Source organism: Pseudomonas sp. Sample_24 (genome assembly GCF_004307605.1).
GTDB lineage: Bacteria > Pseudomonadota > Gammaproteobacteria > Pseudomonadales > Pseudomonadaceae > Aquipseudomonas.
Genome location: NZ_RCNW01000344.1, coordinates 71,532 through 89,945 on the forward strand (window position 1 = coordinate 71,532; position 18,414 = coordinate 89,945).

The 18,414-nt window shown below is 59.3% G+C and carries 23 protein-coding genes; 2 read left to right on the plus strand and 21 right to left on the minus strand.

Going from position 1 to position 18,414, the window contains the following annotated elements; translation table 11 throughout:
* Positions 1 to 55: 55 nt before the first annotated feature.
* Both D8V06_RS19450 and D8V06_RS19455 read right to left on the minus strand, forming a co-directional pair.
* Positions 56 to 664: a tail assembly protein gene (locus D8V06_RS19450; protein ID WP_130931587.1), complete on the minus strand. Its 609-nt coding sequence runs from the start codon at positions 662 to 664 to the stop codon at positions 56 to 58.
* Positions 665 to 706: 42 nt separating this feature from the next.
* The gene (locus D8V06_RS19455; protein WP_130931588.1) at positions 707 to 1,129 is read right to left on the minus strand and encodes a hypothetical protein; all 423 of its coding nucleotides are present in this window, start codon (positions 1,127 to 1,129) and stop codon (positions 707 to 709) included.
* A 103-nt stretch (positions 1,130 to 1,232) separates the two neighbouring features.
* Between D8V06_RS19455 and D8V06_RS19460 the strand changes: the two genes are divergently transcribed.
* The gene (locus D8V06_RS19460; protein ID WP_130931589.1) at positions 1,233 to 1,724 is read left to right on the plus strand and encodes a hypothetical protein; all 492 of its coding nucleotides are present in this window, start codon (positions 1,233 to 1,235) and stop codon (positions 1,722 to 1,724) included.
* Between the two features lie 517 nt (positions 1,725 to 2,241).
* Positions 2,242 to 2,496 (plus strand): hypothetical protein, encoded by a 255-nt coding sequence (locus D8V06_RS19465; protein ID WP_130931590.1) that lies wholly within the window; start codon positions 2,242 to 2,244, stop codon positions 2,494 to 2,496.
* Positions 2,497 to 2,717: 221 nt separating this feature from the next.
* Here the strand turns inward: D8V06_RS19465 and D8V06_RS19470 are convergent, their stop codons facing one another.
* From D8V06_RS19470 to D8V06_RS19555, 19 genes are all read right to left on the minus strand, one after another.
* Positions 2,718 to 3,482, minus strand: coding sequence for a C40 family peptidase (locus tag D8V06_RS19470; protein ID WP_130931591.1), 765 nt, complete (start codon positions 3,480 to 3,482; stop codon positions 2,718 to 2,720).
* Position 3,483: 1 nt separating this feature from the next.
* A complete protein-coding gene (locus D8V06_RS19475; protein ID WP_130931592.1) occupies positions 3,484 to 4,233 on the minus strand; it encodes a phage minor tail protein L in 750 nt (249 codons plus the stop codon).
* Between the two features lie 9 nt (positions 4,234 to 4,242).
* On the minus strand, positions 4,243 to 4,581 hold the full coding sequence (locus D8V06_RS19480; protein WP_130931593.1) for a phage tail protein: 339 nt from the start codon (positions 4,579 to 4,581) through the stop codon (positions 4,243 to 4,245).
* Positions 4,581 to 7,622: a phage tail tape measure protein gene (locus tag D8V06_RS19485; RefSeq protein ID WP_130931594.1), complete on the minus strand. Its 3,042-nt coding sequence runs from the start codon at positions 7,620 to 7,622 to the stop codon at positions 4,581 to 4,583. The genes D8V06_RS19480 and D8V06_RS19485 overlap by 1 nt, the downstream gene beginning before the upstream one ends.
* A 27-nt stretch (positions 7,623 to 7,649) precedes the next feature.
* Positions 7,650 to 7,922 carry a DUF1799 domain-containing protein gene (locus D8V06_RS19490; protein WP_130931595.1) on the minus strand — a complete coding sequence of 91 codons (273 nt, stop codon included), beginning with the start codon at positions 7,920 to 7,922 and terminating at the stop codon, positions 7,650 to 7,652.
* 47 nt (positions 7,923 to 7,969) lie between these two features.
* The gene (locus D8V06_RS19495) at positions 7,970 to 8,353 is read right to left on the minus strand and encodes a phage tail assembly chaperone (protein WP_130931596.1); all 384 of its coding nucleotides are present in this window, start codon (positions 8,351 to 8,353) and stop codon (positions 7,970 to 7,972) included.
* 9 nt (positions 8,354 to 8,362) lie between these two features.
* Complete coding sequence (locus tag D8V06_RS19500; RefSeq protein WP_130931597.1) at positions 8,363 to 9,010, minus strand: phage tail protein; 648 nt, start codon at positions 9,008 to 9,010, stop codon at positions 8,363 to 8,365.
* A gap of 69 nt (positions 9,011 to 9,079) precedes the next feature.
* Complete coding sequence (locus D8V06_RS19505) at positions 9,080 to 9,496, minus strand: phage tail terminator-like protein (RefSeq protein ID WP_130931598.1); 417 nt, start codon at positions 9,494 to 9,496, stop codon at positions 9,080 to 9,082.
* Positions 9,493 to 10,089, minus strand: coding sequence for a hypothetical protein (locus D8V06_RS19510; protein ID WP_130931599.1), 597 nt, complete (start codon positions 10,087 to 10,089; stop codon positions 9,493 to 9,495). Before D8V06_RS19510 ends, D8V06_RS19505 begins: the two co-directional genes overlap by 4 nt.
* Positions 10,086 to 10,454 carry a hypothetical protein gene (locus tag D8V06_RS19515; RefSeq protein WP_130931600.1) on the minus strand — a complete coding sequence of 123 codons (369 nt, stop codon included), beginning with the start codon at positions 10,452 to 10,454 and terminating at the stop codon, positions 10,086 to 10,088. The genes D8V06_RS19510 and D8V06_RS19515 overlap by 4 nt, the downstream gene beginning before the upstream one ends.
* A gap of 28 nt (positions 10,455 to 10,482) precedes the next feature.
* Positions 10,483 to 10,659 carry a hypothetical protein gene (locus D8V06_RS30430; protein WP_177434455.1) on the minus strand — a complete coding sequence of 59 codons (177 nt, stop codon included), beginning with the start codon at positions 10,657 to 10,659 and terminating at the stop codon, positions 10,483 to 10,485.
* Between the two features lie 36 nt (positions 10,660 to 10,695).
* Positions 10,696 to 11,199 carry a DnaT-like ssDNA-binding protein gene (locus tag D8V06_RS19520; RefSeq protein WP_130931601.1) on the minus strand — a complete coding sequence of 168 codons (504 nt, stop codon included), beginning with the start codon at positions 11,197 to 11,199 and terminating at the stop codon, positions 10,696 to 10,698.
* Between the two features lie 57 nt (positions 11,200 to 11,256).
* A complete protein-coding gene (locus D8V06_RS19525) occupies positions 11,257 to 11,841 on the minus strand; it encodes a hypothetical protein (RefSeq protein WP_130931602.1) in 585 nt (194 codons plus the stop codon).
* Positions 11,842 to 11,890: 49 nt separating this feature from the next.
* Positions 11,891 to 12,859, minus strand: coding sequence for a major capsid protein (locus tag D8V06_RS19530; protein WP_130931603.1), 969 nt, complete (start codon positions 12,857 to 12,859; stop codon positions 11,891 to 11,893).
* A gap of 10 nt (positions 12,860 to 12,869) precedes the next feature.
* Entirely contained in the window at positions 12,870 to 13,580 is a 711-nt protein-coding gene (locus D8V06_RS19535; protein WP_130931604.1) for a hypothetical protein, read from the minus strand.
* A gap of 127 nt (positions 13,581 to 13,707) precedes the next feature.
* Complete coding sequence (locus D8V06_RS19540) at positions 13,708 to 14,295, minus strand: hypothetical protein (RefSeq protein WP_130931605.1); 588 nt, start codon at positions 14,293 to 14,295, stop codon at positions 13,708 to 13,710.
* Positions 14,296 to 14,402: 107 nt separating this feature from the next.
* On the minus strand, positions 14,403 to 15,491 hold the full coding sequence (locus D8V06_RS19545) for a minor capsid protein (protein WP_130931606.1): 1,089 nt from the start codon (positions 15,489 to 15,491) through the stop codon (positions 14,403 to 14,405).
* Positions 15,466 to 16,926 carry a DUF4055 domain-containing protein gene (locus D8V06_RS19550; protein WP_130931607.1) on the minus strand — a complete coding sequence of 487 codons (1,461 nt, stop codon included), beginning with the start codon at positions 16,924 to 16,926 and terminating at the stop codon, positions 15,466 to 15,468. The genes D8V06_RS19545 and D8V06_RS19550 overlap by 26 nt, the downstream gene beginning before the upstream one ends.
* Positions 16,926 to 18,413, minus strand: coding sequence for a terminase (locus tag D8V06_RS19555; protein WP_130931608.1), 1,488 nt, complete (start codon positions 18,411 to 18,413; stop codon positions 16,926 to 16,928). Before D8V06_RS19555 ends, D8V06_RS19550 begins: the two co-directional genes overlap by 1 nt.
* Between the last annotated feature and the right edge of the window lies 1 nt (position 18,414).

Below are 18,414 nucleotides of genomic sequence, written 5' to 3' on the forward strand. Positions count from 1 at the left end.
TTCCTCCAGGCATAAAAAAGCCGCCTCGGGTGCGGCCTGCGTGCTGCTGTCCCAATTACGCTTTGTCTTCAGCCAGAATCGAGGCCGAGATAATCATCCCGCCCCACCGACGTTCGCCGATGCAGATCGGTACCGGGTTGCCGCTGGCTGTGGTGTTCTTCGCGCTGCCGAAGGCATAGGAAGGGGCGTTCTCTGGTGATGCGCTTTGCTTCAGGCCTGAAGCCTGGGGGCTGAGCATTTGGATCACGCCGCCGATCGCCATCGACGCGCCGGCCGCATACAAAAACGGCGATGCGGCTGCAAACGGAGTAAATGACAGTACGTAGGCTGCTGCGATCATCACCGTGCCGATGATGGTCTGCAGTCCACCGGCGCGCTTGCTCCCGGCAATCACCGGAACAATACGAATTTCGCGCGTACCGCCTAGATCGAATCCATCCATCCCGATGTTTGCGCGATTTCGGAAGATCGCAAACTTCAGCCCAAGGCGCTCCAGCCGCTTAATTTCCTCGGCGAAACCATCAATCGTCGCATTGAGCGCGCGAAAAACCTCCACAGCCGATCCGCCGTCGAGAAGGAATTGTTTGCTTCGAAAAAACTTCTTCGCGAGCGAACCCGACAGCATCACTTTCGTCATCGGTGTATAGGTAATTGCTGAGCACATGACATTCTCCAGGCAATAAAAAACCGCCCGGAGGCGGTCTGTTCAAAGGGTTGTGGGCAGTATGTCGATCTGCCCATCGCCCCCGGTGAAAACTCGATATTTCTTGATCGCGCCGTCTTTCACGATCGCTTCCCGCTCCACTCGCGCCGCCCCCATGGAGCAGATGCCAGAGCCGGTGTAAGCCGCGCCGACTGAAACCGAATCAGGCGGTAGATAAAACGATGCCTTCTGGCCCGGCTCGAGCCTGGCGGCCTGTTTGCCATCGATAAAAACTGCCATCGCGCAAAGGCTCCCCGTCTGCCCAGAGTCACGGATCACTTGTAGTGTCCCATATGCCCCTGTTGGCTTGGCCTGGTATGCCGAAAGCTGACTCGCCGGCGCCTGCTTGGCCTCATTAGAAGGCGTTGGCGAAGTCGCACACCCCGTCAACAGCGCTACCGCCAACGCTCCTACGATCAATTTCATGCAGGTCACTCCTGTGGAAAGGCGGGCAATTTAGCACTGATGCTCGAGCTAAAGAATGCGTTGCCTTTGACGATATAAAAACTCCACTAAAAGGATTTTGGTAATGCGTATTCTTGTTGCAAACAAACTTTTCGCCTTGCTTTTTCTCTCCAGCACAGCGTTCGCGGGGCAGGCAAGTAATGCGGACTCTTTCCCCCACATGCCTGTAATGAGCCATGAAACCATGACTCGCAACGGCAAGGTAATTTATGAAGCCGATGTGGACATCGCAAATCCTTCCCCAAAAGAAGTCGCCCTGAAAATCAAGATCGATGACTTCGCTTGGGATTGCAATTCTACCGAAGGACATGTCGTCTTCGACTCTCGAGGCCAGCATTCGGGCGGCAATCTTATTTCGGGTTATATGATCGGATGCGTTGTCAGAGACATTAAGGCTGATGGAACAGCGACGGTCGACATTCTGTACGACATGCGAGATCCGAGCCGGGGTGTGAATAAATCTGAGCATATTAACGCGACAATCAAGGCTGGACAGCGCTACGAAAGCAAAACTGAAAGCGGCGCACGGATTGCGATGCTACTGCAACCGAACTGAGCTGATCACCGCATACACAAAGTCCCATTCTATAAGGTATAGAATGGGACTTTGTGTATGCGGGATCCAGCCTGCCGCCCTTGGAGATTAGCGTGTCAGAAACCACCCTCACATTCAAAAATTTAGGTTACACCAAACGAGACGACGGCTTGATTGGACGATACCACTTGGAGGTGACTGACAGTACCAACGGCAAGACGCCGACGATCTCTGTCGAGCCCAGACACCTTGCGTCCGCCCGAAGTATGAAACGGATCCTGCTAGATCGGTGCATGCTCTATAAGGCAACACGGGCGTCACACGACCAGATGCTTCTCAAACTTTTCGATAAACAGCCTGAAGTCACCCAAGCATAGTTCAGCAATCTGGGCTTTCGACTGTACGAATCCCCAGTAACGTCCCGCCCGCCTCCGTAGTAGCCTCCTGCCTCCACGCAACGGATAACCCAGTCCTTTGCCTGCAAGCCCAAGGACTGGGATTGCGCCAATTTCGGCGCATTTGATACAAGGAGAAGTCTATGCACCCAGGCCAAACACAATTCCCATACATCCTCATTTCTGAAAACACAGATCTTGCGGGCGGCTGTCACGACCTCGCGGTGAACGGTGTCGAGATTGGTGTAGGAGTCAGTACGTTTCGCTCCGAGAGCGACTTTCAGACGATCTATGACACGCTAAGCAAAATCGGTACTGATTTCGCTCTGATTCAAGCCGAGGATCTAAATTTCAAAGGTGATGGTCGTTTTGCGAGAGTATTCGGGCACATCAAGTAGGATTTGACCGCCCGCCAGTCCAGAGGACCTTTCCGTCGATGACCTCGATTTTGGCCCCCTCTGCCATTCGATAAGGCCCGCTGAGCACATGCTCGGCGCGGCCGTCATGCACATCCACCTCAACGGGCTCTCGACTCGGATGGCTGTATCCGCGACGCCAAACAATAGTCGGTACAAACGGATCTGGTTGAGTCATTCTGATCTCCCGCGGCGCCGCCGCATTATTTGGTAGGTTGCGCATCTTTGTGCCTGAGGATCAGGCGTGTCCTTTCCAGCCACGGCCCGCCGAAGACAATGACCTCCGACGGCCTGCCGTACAGGTGGTGCAGCAGGAACGGGCCTGTGCCAAACGTCGCGGCATCCTCGCCGGGCAGCGCCGGATCGGCTCCGAGGAATATCCCGGCATGGTTTGGGTAAACCGTCCGCCCCACCTCCATCACGATCATGTCGCCGCGCTGCGGCCGATCAACCCGGTAGAAGCCGGCGGCCTCGTAGTTGGCTTCGTACAGGCTGATGTTGTCCTTGCTCTCCCACCAATCATCGGCGCGCTTGAAGGCTTCGAACTTCAGTCCCCATTCGCGCTTATACCAATCGGCGCAGACCTGCCAGCAGTCCCAAGCACCATGCACGAACGGACGTTTCAGAAGCGGGACGTCTCCGGTCGGGGCGATGGTGCGCATGTCCCCTTCCGGCCAGCTCAGGATGTGCCACGGCATCGCCGTCGCTTCGCACATGGCCAGGTCGCGCGGTGAAGGTCGGCTGGTTGCGTCCGGATGCGAATGCACCACGCCGATCACCTCACCGATGTCCTCGGCCGCCGCGTATTCCTCGGGATTGATCCGGAACTCTTCGCTCGGCTCGGTCGAGACATTGATGCAGGGGAAGTATTGTTGCTTGCGACCGATCGCCAGCAGCAGTCCGCAGCACTCTTTCGGGTACTCGGCCGCCGCTTGCGCCTGGATCGCATTCAAGATGTGCTTTCGCATGTCAGCTCCTTGCGATCAGGGATACAGCGGGGAAACCGCCGAACGGCAGCGGGTTTCCCTCGCCGAAGCGCGGGATGCAGCCCTTGCCCAACGTGGCGTCGCATTGGTCCAGCTCAGGATTGTCGGTAATGACGCCGTCCTTAGTGACGTAGGGCCCGGTGTAGCCACAGTTCGGCCCGCGATAACCACCGGTGAGGCACCAGTGGCAAAGCGTCGTGGCCTGCCGCCCAATCGACTCGTTTCCGACGTCGCCCGGGCTGGCAAGCTCCCAACTGACCGTCTCTCCGTCCTCGTTCGTTTTCTGGTCGATGTACCAGACCTCGATCGTCTCCTGAGTTGGGTCGGCGGTCGGGTTGCCGGCCGGGAAGTTCTCCGCATCGAGGTACGTACCCAGCGTATGGCGCATCGACAGTTTGAACTCGAGCAGGTCCTCGAACGCCAGACAAAGCGCAGTGATGCGCCCGTTGACGTTGCCAACCGACAGCGTTGGCCGAACTGCCGTGCCGTCGCCATTTGCCTCGATGCCGTCGATTTGCATGGGCCAGGCGCTGTACTCGTTGCCCTGCCAGTAGATCGGCTTCGCCGGCAGCTGGTCGGCATCGGCGCCGGCGGCAATCAACTCGGCCGGCGTGTGCGGTATCGCGTGCCCATGGAAGCGCAGGACGTCCGCACCGTAGTCCGTGCCGTCCAACTCAAAGAGCAGCACTTCACTGCCAGGTTCAAGCACCTGGATGTCACTGATCAGCGGCATGGTCGCCCCTTATGGATGGAATGCCCGCTCGAACGTGGCGGTGAGTTTGAAAACGCCGCCGCCCACCGGAGTGGGCACGGGATTCTTGCAAGTGAACAGGCCGAGCTGGCCCAGCGGGGTTGTCCAAAGGAACGCTTTAGCGCCGGCGTGCCGGTCAAGGAACGCCATGATCTCTAACACTCTGGCTTGGGAGCCGCTGTAGGTGATCGGGTACGCGTCTTCCTTGTTATTCGGCCCGTCGCCAACTTCCTGTTTGTAGCCGTCGCCGAACTGCGCGGTGCGCACCCGATAGGAAATCTCGGGTGAGTCGCCATGCTGAGTCGGCCAGATGAATGTCTCTAAGGCCATCAGCCCCTCCCATTCGTAAGACGCCAGATAGAGCCGCCAGGCTGCAGAGCTCGAGCAATTGCGGTTTCGGCTTCGGCTTTCGCCGCCTGCTGAATGCCCTTGCCCAGCTGCGACGTGTCTTCCGTGCTGGCCGTGCCGCCATTTCCTTGGGTTTGCACCGATACCGCAACGGGGAAGTTGTAAACGCTGCCGCCGCCACTCCCGCCGGCACTGATTGCGCGCACACCCAGCTGACCGCCGGCGGTACGTGTCAGAGGCATGATCGCCTCCGGCCCTGCCTCGCCCGCCACTCCGATATCACCGCCAGCCATTCCGAACGCAGTTGGCTGGTTCAGGATGGAGTTGGTGAACGCTGCGCCTTTGGCGAACATCTGAACGCCACCAGCCCACGCACCACCGTTCGCTTGAACGCTGCCCGGTGTGAAACCAGATAGATCACCGCTGTAGCCCGCAGCAGTGGAACCTGCTGAAGTTGCTGCGCCACCGCTGCCGAAGTAGCTCGCGCCCGCGCCGACCAGGCTGCTCAGCAGTGCCGAGCTGGCCTGCCGGCTAGCGATACGCGCCATGTCCGCCAGAATCGACTTGGTGAAATCAGCAAAAGACAACTTGCCGGTCATGGCGAAGTTGACGATCGCATCCTCCATTGAACTGAAGGCGTTGGTGAACAGGCTCTTCGTCTGCCCGGCGACATCCCGCGCCGAGTCCAAGTAGTTCTGCCACGCCGACGATGCACCGACGCTCCAGTCGCCCTGTGCAGCCGTCATGTCGTCGTAGTTGGTCCGCACGGTGTCGTGCAGATCCTGCTGGGTAGTCTTGAGCGCTGCCAGTTTCTGGGTGTACTCGTCGAGGCTCATGCCGCGGGAGCCATCGCCGTATTGGTTGGCCAGTTCCAGGCGCTGCTGGTTGAAGCGGTCATCGATCCCGTTCTGCTGATCGGTCAGCGCACGCTGCCGGTCACCCTGGCCGAGGCTTGATGCCGCGCGCAGACCCTGCTGCCGAAGCGTGTCGACCTGTTGCTGCAGGGCGCTGGTGTATGTGTTGACGGCCAAGGTCTGCTTGCGCAGTCGCCCTTCTTCGTTCGTTGCAATGACCGCCAGTTCGCTGTCGCTGTCCTGCTGAGCCTTGACCATAGCGGTTCGGGCGTCGGCGATCTTCAGATCAAGCTGGATGATCTGGGCACCAGTGGTACCCTTCTTGGTCTTAGCAGCTTCGAGCGCATCGATCTCCGTCTGGTAGCCCCGGGCAACTTCCTCGGCTTGCTGCTTCAACAGGCTGATTCGCTGCTCGGTGTAACTGGCCAGGCTGATCACGCCGGCGCGCTGGGATGCTTCCAACTCCTTGTCGGCGTTTTTGTAGTAGGCCAGGGTTTCGGCCAGTGCGTTCTTCGCATTGTTGAAACCGGTGGTGTCGACACTGCCCGCGGCGACCTTCGGATCCTTGAACTTATCGTTGATGTTCGCGACGTTCTTGGCAACCGCAGTTGGATCAAGCCGGGAGTCGTTCGGATCGACCTTTCGGATATCGTCCAGGCTTTTCTTGTAATCCTTGATTGCCTCGGCACGCTTTTGTTCATTGGTCAGCGAGGACTTAGTGATGGCGTCCACTTTGGACATCGCTACGACTGCGCTTTGCTGCGCCTTCGCCTGCTCACCTTCCCACTTGGCAATATCAGCCGCCGCGGCCTTCTGATCCTCCAGCATGTTGAGCTGGTTGCTGTACAGCTCGACCATTTCTTTCTGGTTTTGAAACGCGCCGATATCGCCAGCCTGAGCGGATGCTAAGTTGCGCCGAGCCTGCTCGATATCAGCGTCGATATCGGGCCGTCCGATGTTCTTCAGGTTATCCGCTGCCCTGGCGACAGCGTTGTAGCCTTTCTCCCAGAAACTCAAATTTTCAAGGATCTTTGGCGTGCGCTCGTTGATCGCGTCGGCGTACTGCTCCGTCGCGAGCTTGACTGCCCCCGCGTGGTCGCCCTGCTCTTCCAGGGCCGCGATCTGCGAGTAAACCGAGGCCGTCAGGTAGTGGTATTGCTCATTCAGCGCAGCCGAGGCCTTCACTGGGTCGTCGGCCAGCTTGGAAAACTCGGCAACAGTCTCACTAACTGCTTTGCCGGTGGCTTCCTGCATAGAGACGGCAGCTTGGGTGATCCCGGCAAAACTTTCGCCGGCGATTTTTCCATTACCAGCCAGAAGGGCCAAAACCTCAGCAGCTTGGCCAGTGGTGCCGACGGTCGCGCTCACTTGTCGCGCCATGTCGCCCAGCTGCCCGGCGCTCACTCCGGCGTAATTGCCGGTGAGAATCAATGATTTGTTGTAGTTATCCTGCTCTTTGCTGCCCTTGTAATAGGCTACTGCCAGTGCTCCCACTGCCGCCGCGGCCAGCGCCAGCGGCGCAAGAATGGCAAGTAGACCTGCAGCACCAGCACCGGCCCCAGCGCCAAGTTGAGCCACGGCGCGAACACCACTCCCCCAGTCACCGGACGACAGGGCGTTACCCAACTGAACAACGTTTTCCTGTGCCTGGCGCGAGCCCAGTTTGAGTTTGTCAAAACCGGTAGCCGTTTTCTCTAACTTCGCGTAATCCTTGTCGATCTTGCTCAGTGCGGAAGTGAATTCGTCCTGACTGATGCGACCTGCATCCAGATGCTTGCCCAGGTCCTCGACCTGTTTGTCCAACTTGGCCAGCGCCGCCTTCGCCGGATCGATTGCCCCCAGCAGGCTGTTCAGCGCTTTCTGTTCATCCAGCGTCGACTTGGTCAGCGCCGCTTGCTGCTTGTCCAGTTGCGCGGTGATTTTGGTGAACTCGGCCTCGCCGTACGCACCGGTTTTGGTCAGCTTCGCCAGATTCTCGCGCTGCTTGGCCAGTTCCTGCGTGGTGGTCGCGCCTTTCGACAGCGACTTCTCCAGCGCTTGCATTTCGTTCATCAGGCCGACGGCGGACTGCTCAGCGCGATCACCAGCCTTGGTCAGCTTGTCGAGATCGGTCGCAGCGTTGGCGGCATCAGCCGAATCGACCTTGATGCCGAGTTCTGCAATGTTCATCGACTCACCTTGAATAAGTGCGCGTTTTCACGGGCTGTTGTCGCGGGCTTCCGCCATAACCGCGATGGCTTCCGACTCCATTACGCGGATATCGTTAAACACACTCAAGCGATCCTTCGCCGGGATGCCGACGAGCTTCATCACATTGGGAAGAACCCCGTAATCGAGCCCGGTTGCGCCGCATGCGCCAGTGCGCCATTGGGTCCCCATCGCGTCCATGACGAGGAAGGACGCCCAGTTGTCCGGCCAGACTTCAACGGTTTCGTCATAGTCCTCTGGCGAGAAGCCGAACAAGGCCATCTGCTCCGCCGATCCTTCGGGCTCATACAGCGCACGGGCGGCGGCGGTCAGTTTCCCAGGCGGGCCTTGCCGAAAGTTTCGCTGTAGGCCTTCACCACTGCATCCGATACGCCGATGCAGCTCTTCACCAACGCGGTAATCGATTCATCGCTGAGCTTGTCGGTGAAGCCCCAGGACACAACCAGGTCCTTGATCTGGTCGACACCCTGCTCGACCTCTGCGGCAGTGATCTCAGAGAGCGTCGGCTCAGTTCCCTTGAAGCGCTCGCCGATGGCCTCTGCCCTTTCCTTCCAGTTGTCGAACAGTTCAGCCAGAGCAGTGCGGTCACGGTATTTGAACGTGAACGGCACCATCGCCGGCTTGCCGCCGACCTGGGGGATCGCCACATCGACGGTGAACGTCGGCTTCGGCGCGATGGAAAACTTCGGCATGGGAACCCCTTAGGCGTTGTAGCGGGTTGGACGGGAGGCGAAGGACAGCGTGATGGTCCGCGTCATGATGTTGTTGCGGCTCAACGTCGGGGTCGCGGTGATCGACACATAGGCGTAGTAGTAGATCGTTGCGCCTCCCGGGAGATTTGCGCGGATCAGGCGCGGCTCTTTGTCTTCGTCGGCCGCTTCAACGAGTGCGACGTATGCCTGGGATGGATCATCCGCCACCGGCAGGGTCATGCTGCTGGCCGATTTCGTGGTCGGCAGCTGACGGTCATCGTCGTCTTCGAGGAAGCCGTAGGTAAGGAACTGCTGTTCGCCGCCGTTCGCCGCTGGCTCGGTGATTTGCGAGATTTGAGTCCAGCCCGAAGCCTCGCGCACCTTGCCGGCGCCGGAGCCAGCCGGGTAATTTTTCACGCTGGTGGTATCAATGCCTTCCGCCGCGAACTCGCCGGTGTCGGAGTCGATGACACGCGCCGGGCGGCCGTTCAGCTTCGCCCAGGCCGATTCGATGACGATCACGTCGCCATCGGTCAGACCGTGCGCAGCTGCGGTAAGCACTGCCGGCTTGGCGTTGCTGATGGCGGTGAACGGTTTCGCAAGGCTCAACGTTGCCGCAATCTCGAAGGTAGTGCCGTTAGGAATCTTGACGCTCATGGGGTTTCCTCTTTGCAGAAATGACAAAACCCGCTCAATGGCGGGTTCCGGGTTGCCCAACGGGCGGGTTTAGTTGGTGTCGGCTCGGTACTGGAACGACACGGGGACAGTGAAAGTGGTGTCGTCGGGGATACCGGGGCCTGGGTCTACCGGGCTCATGGTCACCACGATGAGCGCACCCTTCGTGATGCGCTCGTACAGAGGGAATAGCGTGGCAATCTGGTCGGCGATCGCGCCGGCCGCGCCGCGGAACTTGCCCGATGGTGTCACGATGCTGACCTGAAACACTCCAGTGAACAGCTTGTGGTCGCCGCCGAGGGTGTTGCTCGCCGTATCAGCTGGTAGCGTGAATGCCTTCAGGTAAGTCGCTTCGTTTGGTGGGGTATACGCCTCGTTCTCGACCACCACTTTGAGCGGCACCGTCAAAGCCTTCGCCCAGCTGATCAGCCTGGCCTCGTAGATCGAGGCGATGATGTTGTGGCTCATACCTGGTTGTTCCTGATGGCCTCCAACACGATCTGCTGGAAGCGGGCCACGGTGATGCGGACCATGCCGCCGGGCGCCTGGGTCGAATGCCCGAACTCGAGCGGAATCGCGTACGGCAGGTTGTTGATGAGGTAGGCAGTCTGCCCGGTTGTGAAGTCGCTGACGGCCGAAACCAGCGCGGCAATCGTCGCCTGGCCACCGGGGTCAACCTCGTCAAAAGTGACGTTCTCGACGACATCAATCGAAAGGTGCCAATTGGCCCGGAACCGCCCGCCGACATAGCCTTCTGGTGCAACGATATCCATCCCGTCGTTCAGTTTGCGGCCTGGCTTGAGTCGGCCGGCTTTCGTCAGGTTGGCCGGATCGCTGCGCAGGCTGCTGTTGTGATCGTCAACGGCCTTGTTGTACTGGCGGGCCACGGTGTTCTGGGCCCAGATCTCCGGGTTACCCACCGGCGACATGCGGATGACGCTACTGCCGACCTCGATGATGATTTCGCGCAGGCTGGCGTCGATGGCCTCCGTGGCCTGGGCTGCAAACTCGGCAAGGCTCAGGGCGAAGCTGCCGGATTGTCCGGCGCCGGCCCGGCTCAAGAACGCACCTGCAGCTCATACAGAATTGGCGTGCCGGCGGGGTTGATCTCTTTCAGCGGCGGGACGATTGACCAGGTGCGGCCTTGAACGGTGATTTTGTTCAGCAGGTCGGGCGCCCACTCGAGCCCCTGCGCGGCGATCTTGAGCTTCTTGTCGCCCTGCTTTATCAGACTGTTGTTCTGGAATTCTTGGCCTGTGAAGTCGAGCAGGATGCCTTGGGCCGTCTGCTCAGTGATGGTGTCCGGCGGTGCGGTGCCAGTTTCCGGGTCGTACTCGCCGACAGTCGTTGCGCGGATAGTCACGGACTGGCCGAACTCTGTGATCATATCCAGAGCCATCACGGCCATTTCGTCGTAAAAGGCCATGACAACTCCTCGAATCAGTTGATGCTGCTTAGTAAGACTTTGCTGCCATTTGCTTTACATATTCATCGACCGCCTTGTTCGCGATCGATGCAGCTTTATCGACGATGTCATTCGCGTATGCGTTCTGCACTGCCGATAGACCGCTCAGTGCAGCAATGTAAGCACTTTTCCAAATCTCATGTTTCTCTCTGCCATCAACAATCATACAAGCCTCCATATTTATGAAGGCAATACGCTATCACTACACGCGCACGGCAAACAACCCGCGCCTTTGCAGGTAGTCCGCAAACTGCGTGGAACTTGGTCGATCCGGCGCCGCCGGCAGCAGTCGACCGCTGGTGTTGGGGATCGTCGCGTACTCGCGGGTTACCGCGCCTTCGACACGCTCCAACGTCACCGCGCCTTTGCGCTTCTCTGGTGGATCGATATCGTCAGCATGAATCTCAGCCGCCATTGCCATCTGACCGTACTGGATTCGCGCGGGCAGGTAGTTGTCGGGCTTGATCTCGTAATCTAGTTCGACGCCGCGGCGTGGCCAAGACAGGGCCTGCTCGCTGTTGGTCTTGCGCCCCTTCCAAGTCTTGCCATCCATAGCCAAGGCGGCCCGACGCAGCAGCGCTTCTTGCGCAGGCACCTCCGCGGGGATGGCCAGGCCGAACTTCACGGCATACATACCCAGGTCATCGGCAGACGCGTAGCTTTCGGCGTCTGGCTTTCCGGTGCCGTCCTCAATGATCAGAGTCATGAATCAGCTCGCTGTATGGGTTGGAGTCGGGTGCCGAATACCCTGGCACCCGAATTATTACGCCTTTGGCAGATCAGCTACTGCCTTTTCCAGCGATTCTAACGAAGCATTCGCTCGATATTGCACATTGGCGGCGTCGAGTTGCGCTTTGAGTGCAGCGATCTTCTCGGCGTTGTCGCCCTGTTCCGCTGCCGCCTTGAGGCGTGCGACTTCGGCGCGGAGTAATTCAGTCTCGCCCGTCAGGTTGTCGCGCTGGTCGGTGAGGGAGATAACACCCTCGTGGATGGCTTTCAACGCATCGAACAGGCGGATCGGCAGCTCGCCGGCGCCCGGGTGTTCCAACGGCGCAAGGCCTTCAGCAGCGTCGATCAGCAGCACGATACCGTCGCGTTCTGCGTTCAACTTGCCGATCGTCTCCAGCAGCGCAGCGCCATCGCCATCACCCTGGCCGTCGATCAGCAGCGCAGGTTGTAAATCAACCTGTCGCAGCGTCACCTCCGGCACATCGTCAGCTTCATCCTCGCGGCTTTCCGTTACGTTCGCATCGAGAATGCGCAGGCCGGCCTTCTTCGCTAGGGCTTTCACATCTTCCTCGTACTGATGGAAAGGCCCCCGAAGGTACCAAACGTTCTTGTTGCTCATGATCAGTCCTCAGCGAACCGGGCGAGACGCCCGGCTCAGCCATCAAGTGTTACTTGGAAGCGTCACCGATCAGAGCCACACCGGCGGTGTGCTTGATGCTGGTAGCGGTCTTGTCCCAGTTGGTACCGGTTGCCAGTTCGGCGTCGGTTGGCGACTTGCCGCCGGTGGTGGTGTCCCAGGTGTAACCCTTCAAGCCCAAGCCGAAGGTGTAGTCGGTCTGGAGCGTGGTTTCGATACGCTCCTTGCCGTTGGTGGTCTGGACGTTGCTGATGATGTCGCGACCGTCGTGCACCAGCGCAGCGCCCTGCACCAGGGACAGGATGATCTCCTTGTTCGGGGTGCCGGCCTGCATCAGTGCCGGCGCGTCCGTCACCACGGAAATTTTGCCGAGGATGTCCACGACGCGAACGTTGCCCGCCTGGAACAGCTGCTGCTGGTTTGCCAGGTTCTGGCCAACCAATTTGTGGTAGCTGGTGCCCTGCATCACCTGAGTGACCAGGTTCTGGCTTGCGTCGCCGAACTTCGCATGGGCGTTGTTCAGGCCAGCGTAGGTGATGCCTGCGGTAGCCGACACGTCGTTGACAGCTGCGGCCTGGGCGGTGATCGCTGCAACCAGTGCAGCGATTGCGGTGTTCAGCTGGTCCTTGAGCAGGATCTCAGCGAACGCGCGGCTCGCCACTTCGACACCCTGCGCAGTTGGGCGCTCCAGCCAGGTCATCTGCGATGGCTCGTAGCGGATCGGACCGAAGCCGCCGGCGACCTTCACCGAAGTGTTCTTCAGCTCGGTCAGGTCGGTGGCCGCAACAGCGGCGTTTGCGCTGTAGCGATCCACTCGGCGCTGGGCAGCCGCCAGAGTCTGGAAGAACGACTCTTGGAGGAAGTCGCCGGTGAAGCCGTCCGGCGACAGCACGATTGCACCGCGGCTTGCGGCGTTGAAAGCGGCGAGATACTGATCCAGCGTCTCGAGAGTCGCCGGCATGATGTATTCGTTGAAAACCTGCATTTGCGACAGGGACATGAGTTATTCCTTACGATTGAGGGAGATCCGGGAACCGGCTCGCGATTGCGGCCGTGCGTTCCTCTTTGGTGCCGCCGATTTTTCCTTTTGCGGCCCCGCCGCCACCTCCAGCACCAGCAGCCCCGCCGCCCGATGCCTTGCTACCCGCGATCAACGGCGCGAACGCCGTGTCGTTTGCGAATTCTGCTTTCAGTTCGTCCAGCGTTGCCGCCGAGAGCTTGCCCTGTGGGTCGAGCACGACCACCACAGGCTTCCCGTCGCGCTGCTCGACGCCCAGGCGGCGTTCGATGTGCGGCAACAGGGCTTTGGCGCTGCCTGGAATTGCCAAGGCAGACGCGATGTCAGTAGCGGTACGGCCGACAGTCAGATCCCTGATCTGCCCGCTCAGCGTTCCACGCTCCTGCTCCAACATGCCGTTCAGCTCAGCTTCGCGGCGGTTGTATTTTTCGGACCAGGACTTTTCGAGCTCTTCGACGTTGCCGGAGTTGCGAGCGGCTTCTTGACGATCGAGGCGGGCCTGCTCCTCGGCGTCCTTGCGCGCCTTGTCCGCGGACTTCTTCTCGTCCAGCAGTTCCTGAACCTTCGACTTCAGGCCGGATACGTCTTCTGGTTGCGGCAGACCTTCAATACCGAGGACAAACTTTCCGTCCTTCTCGGTGTAGAGCGATTTAACGGAGTCATCGAGACCGTCCAGAGTGTCCAGCTGATATTTCAAACCCATTTGCTTGTCTCCCAGAGACGATTCGCAGGCCCTGCCCGCAGATATGAAAAAGCCCCGTCATTGACGAGGCCTGAGTGAATCGCGCGCATAAAAAAGCCCGCGCTGGGCGGGCTTGAATCAATAGAGCCTATTTCGTCTTGATTTGACTCAGCTCATTGCTGAGACGGCTCACAATATAGTCCGGCAACGGAAACCTGAATGCCTTTAGTGGCGTTGACACTACAAGCGAAATCGCGCCTATGTCTCGTTTGCAGTGAACATGCGCCCAAGACGCGATGTTCAGCATCAGATGGTCGCCGTAGCGAAAATGGGCGATCTCGCCAAATCCTAATACCGCTCGCTCCTCGCTTTCCTCGTCCAGGTCATGCCTAAGAAGGAAGGTGCCGTACTTCGACGTCAGATACAGCCACTGACCGTTTACCTCAATCGGTAGACGACCGTAATTTACTATCGAGAATTGGTAGGACCCGGAGACGGAGACCGATAGATTCGGCAAGTCTTCTCGCCGCTGCCTATCTGCTAAATAAACCGCTATAGCCGCTGCTGCCAAAGCGCCCAAGCCAGAGACCCAGTCCCCTGCTGACCCCATCAACTCTTTCAAAGATTTAGCGGGATTTTTCTCGGCAGCTACATCTAGGCTGATGACAACGCCTGCAGTAAATGCAATTGGTAACCCAAGGACCGCGATCAAAATCGCGGCGATCATCCATCTCATAGCAGCCCTCCTCCAGAAGGCTGCGGATTCTACCCGAGCGTGACCCTTTCGCCATTAAGCAGGCACCCGACGCAAAGGAGCGCCTTGGTCCCGCCAGCTTACACTCGCTACTTAATGCCGGCCCGCTCGAAGGCCAAAGGCTCCAATCCCTTCATCTGTTCGAGTGTCAGAGGTGAAAAGTTGCGATCGAGCTGGAGCTCAGAGAATCGCTCGACAGTCAGCCCTCCTTCGCGAAACAGCTTGGCGCGTACCAGACCGATAGCCTTGTCCTGGAAGGAGGCAGGTTGCTGCTTGAGCCAGTCGTAATAGCTGAGGTCTGCCCTCACCTGCTGCGCGCCGCTGTCACCGTTGGATGCCCGGGTGGCGTCCTTGGCGAACAGCGCGCTGAAGCGAGTCACCGCCACCACCGTCGAGCGGCAGTTGATGTGGATCGGCGGCCGCGGCCCCTCCGTCAGCTTGAACCGGCGCTTGTCGAGCGTCCGGCACTGGCTGGTCGTCTTCGTGTCCAGGGTGCTGACCCACTCCACCGATTGCACGACATCGGAGTTCTCTTTCAGTGTCTCCATGCGCGCCTGGGTGGCGACGTGCTGCACCGCCGTCCGGACGATCGCACCGGCGTTCCGGTTGGTCGTGGCCAGGATGCCGTCGTTATACTTCAGCGCCTTGGTGCCGCGCATGTTCTTGATGATCTGGAAGTTGGTCTGGCCTTCAAAGAAGCCCTGCCGGATCGCGCCAGTGAGACGTTGCCGCTCGGTGCTGGTGAATCCCTCAATGAATGATTCGAGCAACTTCCCGCCATCCGCACCTCGCACACTGAGCGGATTGGTGAGGATGGCAGCACGGATTGCAGCAGCACCTGGCACCGCGGCGTCGAACGAAACACCCACCGGCGCCGCCCGGGTCAAACTAGTCGCTTCAAACTCGGCCTCGTAGTTGGCGATATCCATTAGGTCGAGGTTCAGCTTCTCGCTGTACCGGTCGAAGATGCCCAGCAGCAGGCTGTCGACTTCGCTCAGCAACCGCTCCAGGCGGGCGACGGTGTAATCCGTGAGGTCTGCCCGGGTCAGCCGCTCCCGTATCGAGCGGTCGATCTCCTTGAGGAAAGGCCCGAACTTCGCAACCTCCCCGGATTTCAGCTGCTCGAGGAAGACGGCGTGCCGAATCGTGGCATCAAGGATCGCTTGGTTTGCCGCCATTCGGGGTTACCTCATCGTCTTCCAAGTCAGGACCGGGTTTTTCGGTTTCCAGTTCATCTCGGATCTGGTCGTCGGTCTTCTCGGGATCGATGACACCGCGATCGCGCAGATACTGCCAGAAGTCCCCGGCCGGCAGCTTGCCGCCCTGCACCGCATTGAACAGCGCAGCAAGAATCGTCGCGTCCAGGGTGATCTGGCTGAAGTCCTGATTGAGCTTGTAGAGCGTTTCGCCCGTGGCGTTCACGAACTCGGCCATCCAGACCAGGCACTGGCTGTATGCCTCGCTGACGTTGCTGACCACCAGGGAGAGAACGCTGTGTTCGGCGGCGCTGTCGTTGTCAGCCTGGGTCGCGGTTTTGACCGCGCTTCCCCGCTCGATCAGTCGGGCGCCGAGCGAGACCATGTCCTCTTTCTTGGCGTCCATGGCCTCCTTGACGAGCGTGTTCGGTTCAGGCTGAGCGAAACCGCACGAACCGTTGGCCGGGAGCGTCAGTGGCGCCCGAGAGCCGACATAAATGCCGTTCGCTTCCAAGTGATCGCGCCAAGCTTCATCAAGACCGGAAATCCAGAATTGTGGCTGTCCGGAGAACCACACCGAATCCTCATAGTCCGCACTGTTGCAGTAGTGGCCGATGTTGAGCACGGCCATGTCGTACAGCGGCGAATCGTCGATGCTGGTGTCGTTGTTCTCACTGCCGAGGAACTGGAACGGGATCAACTTCCAAGGTTGCCCAAGGCCATTCAATGGCGTGAAAGGGGGAATGATCATTGCCGTCTCACTGCTGCCCTCTTGCCAGACCTCCTGCGTGTAAACGCCGGCGTCGTCCAGGCGCAGCACTCGATACTGCACAACCCGCTCACTGCCGAAGCCGTCATCGGTATCGATGTCTACCTCTTCGCGCAACACAACGAGGCTCAGCAGGTGCTGACCACCGATCTTGCGAGTCTTCCAGTTCCTGATGGACTCGGCCGGGTAGCTGGCAACGCTTGCCCGAGCACGGCCTGCCTGCTCGTCGGCCTTGCTCACGGTGCCGGCCTTCACGGCGGCGTAGTCCACCAGCAGCCCGTGACGCCCGACTTCGAGCAAATGCCCGATGACCGATTGCGACTGCTGGTAGATGCTCACGCCCTGCCCATCGATGTCCTTCGAGACGTAGTCGAGAGCCCCGGGGACGGTTAGCGTTGGCCAGGTGCGGAACACCGCGCCCACCAGGCTGTGTTTCGTCCGGCCGGTGGCGTTGTAGAACACGGCGCGCTGCTTGTACCCCTTGTACCGTTCGACGTTCTCCTGGCTGGCATCGTGCGGATTCGGCTTCGGCAGATATACATCGCCGCGAGCTTTGACCGTTTCGGAGCCCTTGCACACGTCACGCACCAGCCGCCAACGGGTCTGTGCCGCGTCGTACTCCGGGCGGGTGTAGGTGACGTCTGCCATTAGCGTGCGAATCCCATTTTGATTGATTTGACCGGCTTCCTTGCGCTCTGGGCGACAGCGAAGTACCGGAATGCATCGGCTGGATGAGACGACCAATCGTGTAGGGGTTTGTCCTTCCAGCACCCACGCTTGTCGTCCCATTCCTTGCGATAACTCTCCAAGGCGGTGATGCCTTCCTCGCACTTGGCTTCGTCGAAAGCGCATTTGGGGAGGATCTCCCGGGCCTGCTCGATGCCTTCATCGATACCGAGCTTCGGCACCACCTGGAAAGTCATCGAGTAGCGCTGACCGTCGATCTCGTAGCCCTCTCGAGCGAGTTCTCGGCGGGTCTTGCCATCGCTGCCAAACTCCCGGTTGTCGATGTCGTGCGGACCCCAGTGCTCGCCGTAGGTGTAACCTCGGTTCTTGAGCACCTTCATGTAGTGCCTCAGGCCTTCCCCGCTGTTCTGGTAGAAGTCGATTACGTGGTATTCGTCGCCAACGATCCGGACAAACCAGATTGCTGTCGAGTCGCCGACACCGATGTCCCAGAACGTATGAACCGGCAAGTGGCTGTTGTCTGGCAGCTTGCCGATGCGCTGGGTCGCATATAGCTTGGTGAACTGCTTGGCGTAGTAGGCACCCTCGATCGTCTGCTGGAATGCTTCGGCAGGTATCGATGGGTATTCGCGCTTCATGTCTTCGCCGAGCGTCTTTTCCTTGGCGCTGTACCAGGCGCGCTGGCCTGGGTTTGTGACGATGCCGTGCTTGGCGGCCAAGTCGTCGAAGTACTTGGTCAGCCGGTCAGGGATGACGACGTCGGTCGAATCCAGCCAGTACAGCGGGTTGCGCCACCAGCTGAAGAAAAAGAACTTCCAGTCCAGCAGGCCCAGGGGCACGCCGGCCATTTGTTGCTTCTCGGCAGACTGGCTGTAGTCGAAGAAGTATCCGGCCCGACCTTCTGCTGTCGACTCAATGGTGACGAAGCATTCAGCGGCCACTGCCTCGAAGGCGCCGGTGACGATCTCCCGCGCCTTGTGTGGGAATTTGGCACAGATCTTCCCGAACTCGGAAACGTGCAGATAACGCAGCGTACCGCCCCGGAATGAGGTCGAGACGTAGAGCGACCCACCTTTGCTGAACACCAACTCTCCGGCAGCGTCATTGCGTGCCGGATTCGCTGCCCTGATCTCCTTGGGCAAATTGTCATAGGCGTATTTGACCTTCTCCCGGAACAGCCGCTTGGCGTCGTTCAGGGTGTGAGCGATCAGTGCGCACTTCGCAGCTTCGAACAGCGCAGCGTCAAGCTGGACGATGCAGACCAGCGTGGTAAAACCCAGCTGCCGTGCCTTGAGGATAATGTTTCGGGTGTGCATCCCCTGGAAGTAATCGATCTGCTCCTGCGTCATGCGGAAGCGGACCTTCTTCCCATGCTTGTCGGTGATGAAGTAGAGGTTGTTCAGTCGCCAGAATCGATCCCGGAGCAGCTTCATGTGCTCGGGTTTCATG

What these genes read in the sequence shown, in the direction of transcription:
- D8V06_RS19450 (WP_130931587.1), bottom strand. Translation starts at nt 664, where the DNA reads ATGTGCTCAGCAATTACCTATACACCGATGACGAAAGTGATGCTGTCG.
- D8V06_RS19505 (WP_130931598.1), bottom strand. Translation starts at nt 9,496, where the DNA reads ATGAGCCACAACATCATCGCCTCGATCTACGAGGCCAGGCTGATCAGC.
- D8V06_RS19550 (WP_130931607.1), bottom strand. Translation starts at nt 16,926, where the DNA reads ATGGCAGACGTCACCTACACCCGCCCGGAGTACGACGCGGCACAGACC.
- D8V06_RS19465 (WP_130931590.1), top strand. Translation starts at nt 2,242, where the DNA reads ATGCACCCAGGCCAAACACAATTCCCATACATCCTCATTTCTGAAAAC.
- D8V06_RS30430 (WP_177434455.1), bottom strand. Translation starts at nt 10,659, where the DNA reads ATGATTGTTGATGGCAGAGAGAAACATGAGATTTGGAAAAGTGCTTAC.
- D8V06_RS19500 (WP_130931597.1), bottom strand. Translation starts at nt 9,010, where the DNA reads ATGAGCGTCAAGATTCCTAACGGCACTACCTTCGAGATTGCGGCAACG.
- D8V06_RS19545 (WP_130931606.1), bottom strand. Translation starts at nt 15,491, where the DNA reads ATGGCGGCAAACCAAGCGATCCTTGATGCCACGATTCGGCACGCCGTC.
- D8V06_RS19535 (WP_130931604.1), bottom strand. Translation starts at nt 13,580, where the DNA reads ATGGGTTTGAAATATCAGCTGGACACTCTGGACGGTCTCGATGACTCC.
- D8V06_RS19495 (WP_130931596.1), bottom strand. Translation starts at nt 8,353, where the DNA reads ATGCCGAAGTTTTCCATCGCGCCGAAGCCGACGTTCACCGTCGATGTG.
- D8V06_RS19460 (WP_130931589.1), top strand. Translation starts at nt 1,233, where the DNA reads ATGCGTATTCTTGTTGCAAACAAACTTTTCGCCTTGCTTTTTCTCTCC.
- D8V06_RS19475 (WP_130931592.1), bottom strand. Translation starts at nt 4,233, where the DNA reads ATGCCGCTGATCAGTGACATCCAGGTGCTTGAACCTGGCAGTGAAGTG.
- D8V06_RS19455 (WP_130931588.1), bottom strand. Translation starts at nt 1,129, where the DNA reads ATGAAATTGATCGTAGGAGCGTTGGCGGTAGCGCTGTTGACGGGGTGT.
- D8V06_RS19530 (WP_130931603.1), bottom strand. Translation starts at nt 12,859, where the DNA reads ATGTCCCTGTCGCAAATGCAGGTTTTCAACGAATACATCATGCCGGCG.
- D8V06_RS19555 (WP_130931608.1), bottom strand. Translation starts at nt 18,413, where the DNA reads ATGAAACCCGAGCACATGAAGCTGCTCCGGGATCGATTCTGGCGACTG.
- D8V06_RS19515 (WP_130931600.1), bottom strand. Translation starts at nt 10,454, where the DNA reads ATGGCCTTTTACGACGAAATGGCCGTGATGGCTCTGGATATGATCACA.
- D8V06_RS19540 (WP_130931605.1), bottom strand. Translation starts at nt 14,295, where the DNA reads ATGAGATGGATGATCGCCGCGATTTTGATCGCGGTCCTTGGGTTACCA.
- D8V06_RS19480 (WP_130931593.1), bottom strand. Translation starts at nt 4,581, where the DNA reads ATGGCCTTAGAGACATTCATCTGGCCGACTCAGCATGGCGACTCACCC.
- D8V06_RS19490 (WP_130931595.1), bottom strand. Translation starts at nt 7,922, where the DNA reads ATGGCCTTGTTCGGCTTCTCGCCAGAGGACTATGACGAAACCGTTGAA.
- D8V06_RS19520 (WP_130931601.1), bottom strand. Translation starts at nt 11,199, where the DNA reads ATGACTCTGATCATTGAGGACGGCACCGGAAAGCCAGACGCCGAAAGC.
- D8V06_RS19485 (WP_130931594.1), bottom strand. Translation starts at nt 7,622, where the DNA reads ATGAACATTGCAGAACTCGGCATCAAGGTCGATTCGGCTGATGCCGCC.
- D8V06_RS19470 (WP_130931591.1), bottom strand. Translation starts at nt 3,482, where the DNA reads ATGCGAAAGCACATCTTGAATGCGATCCAGGCGCAAGCGGCGGCCGAG.
- D8V06_RS19525 (WP_130931602.1), bottom strand. Translation starts at nt 11,841, where the DNA reads ATGAGCAACAAGAACGTTTGGTACCTTCGGGGGCCTTTCCATCAGTAC.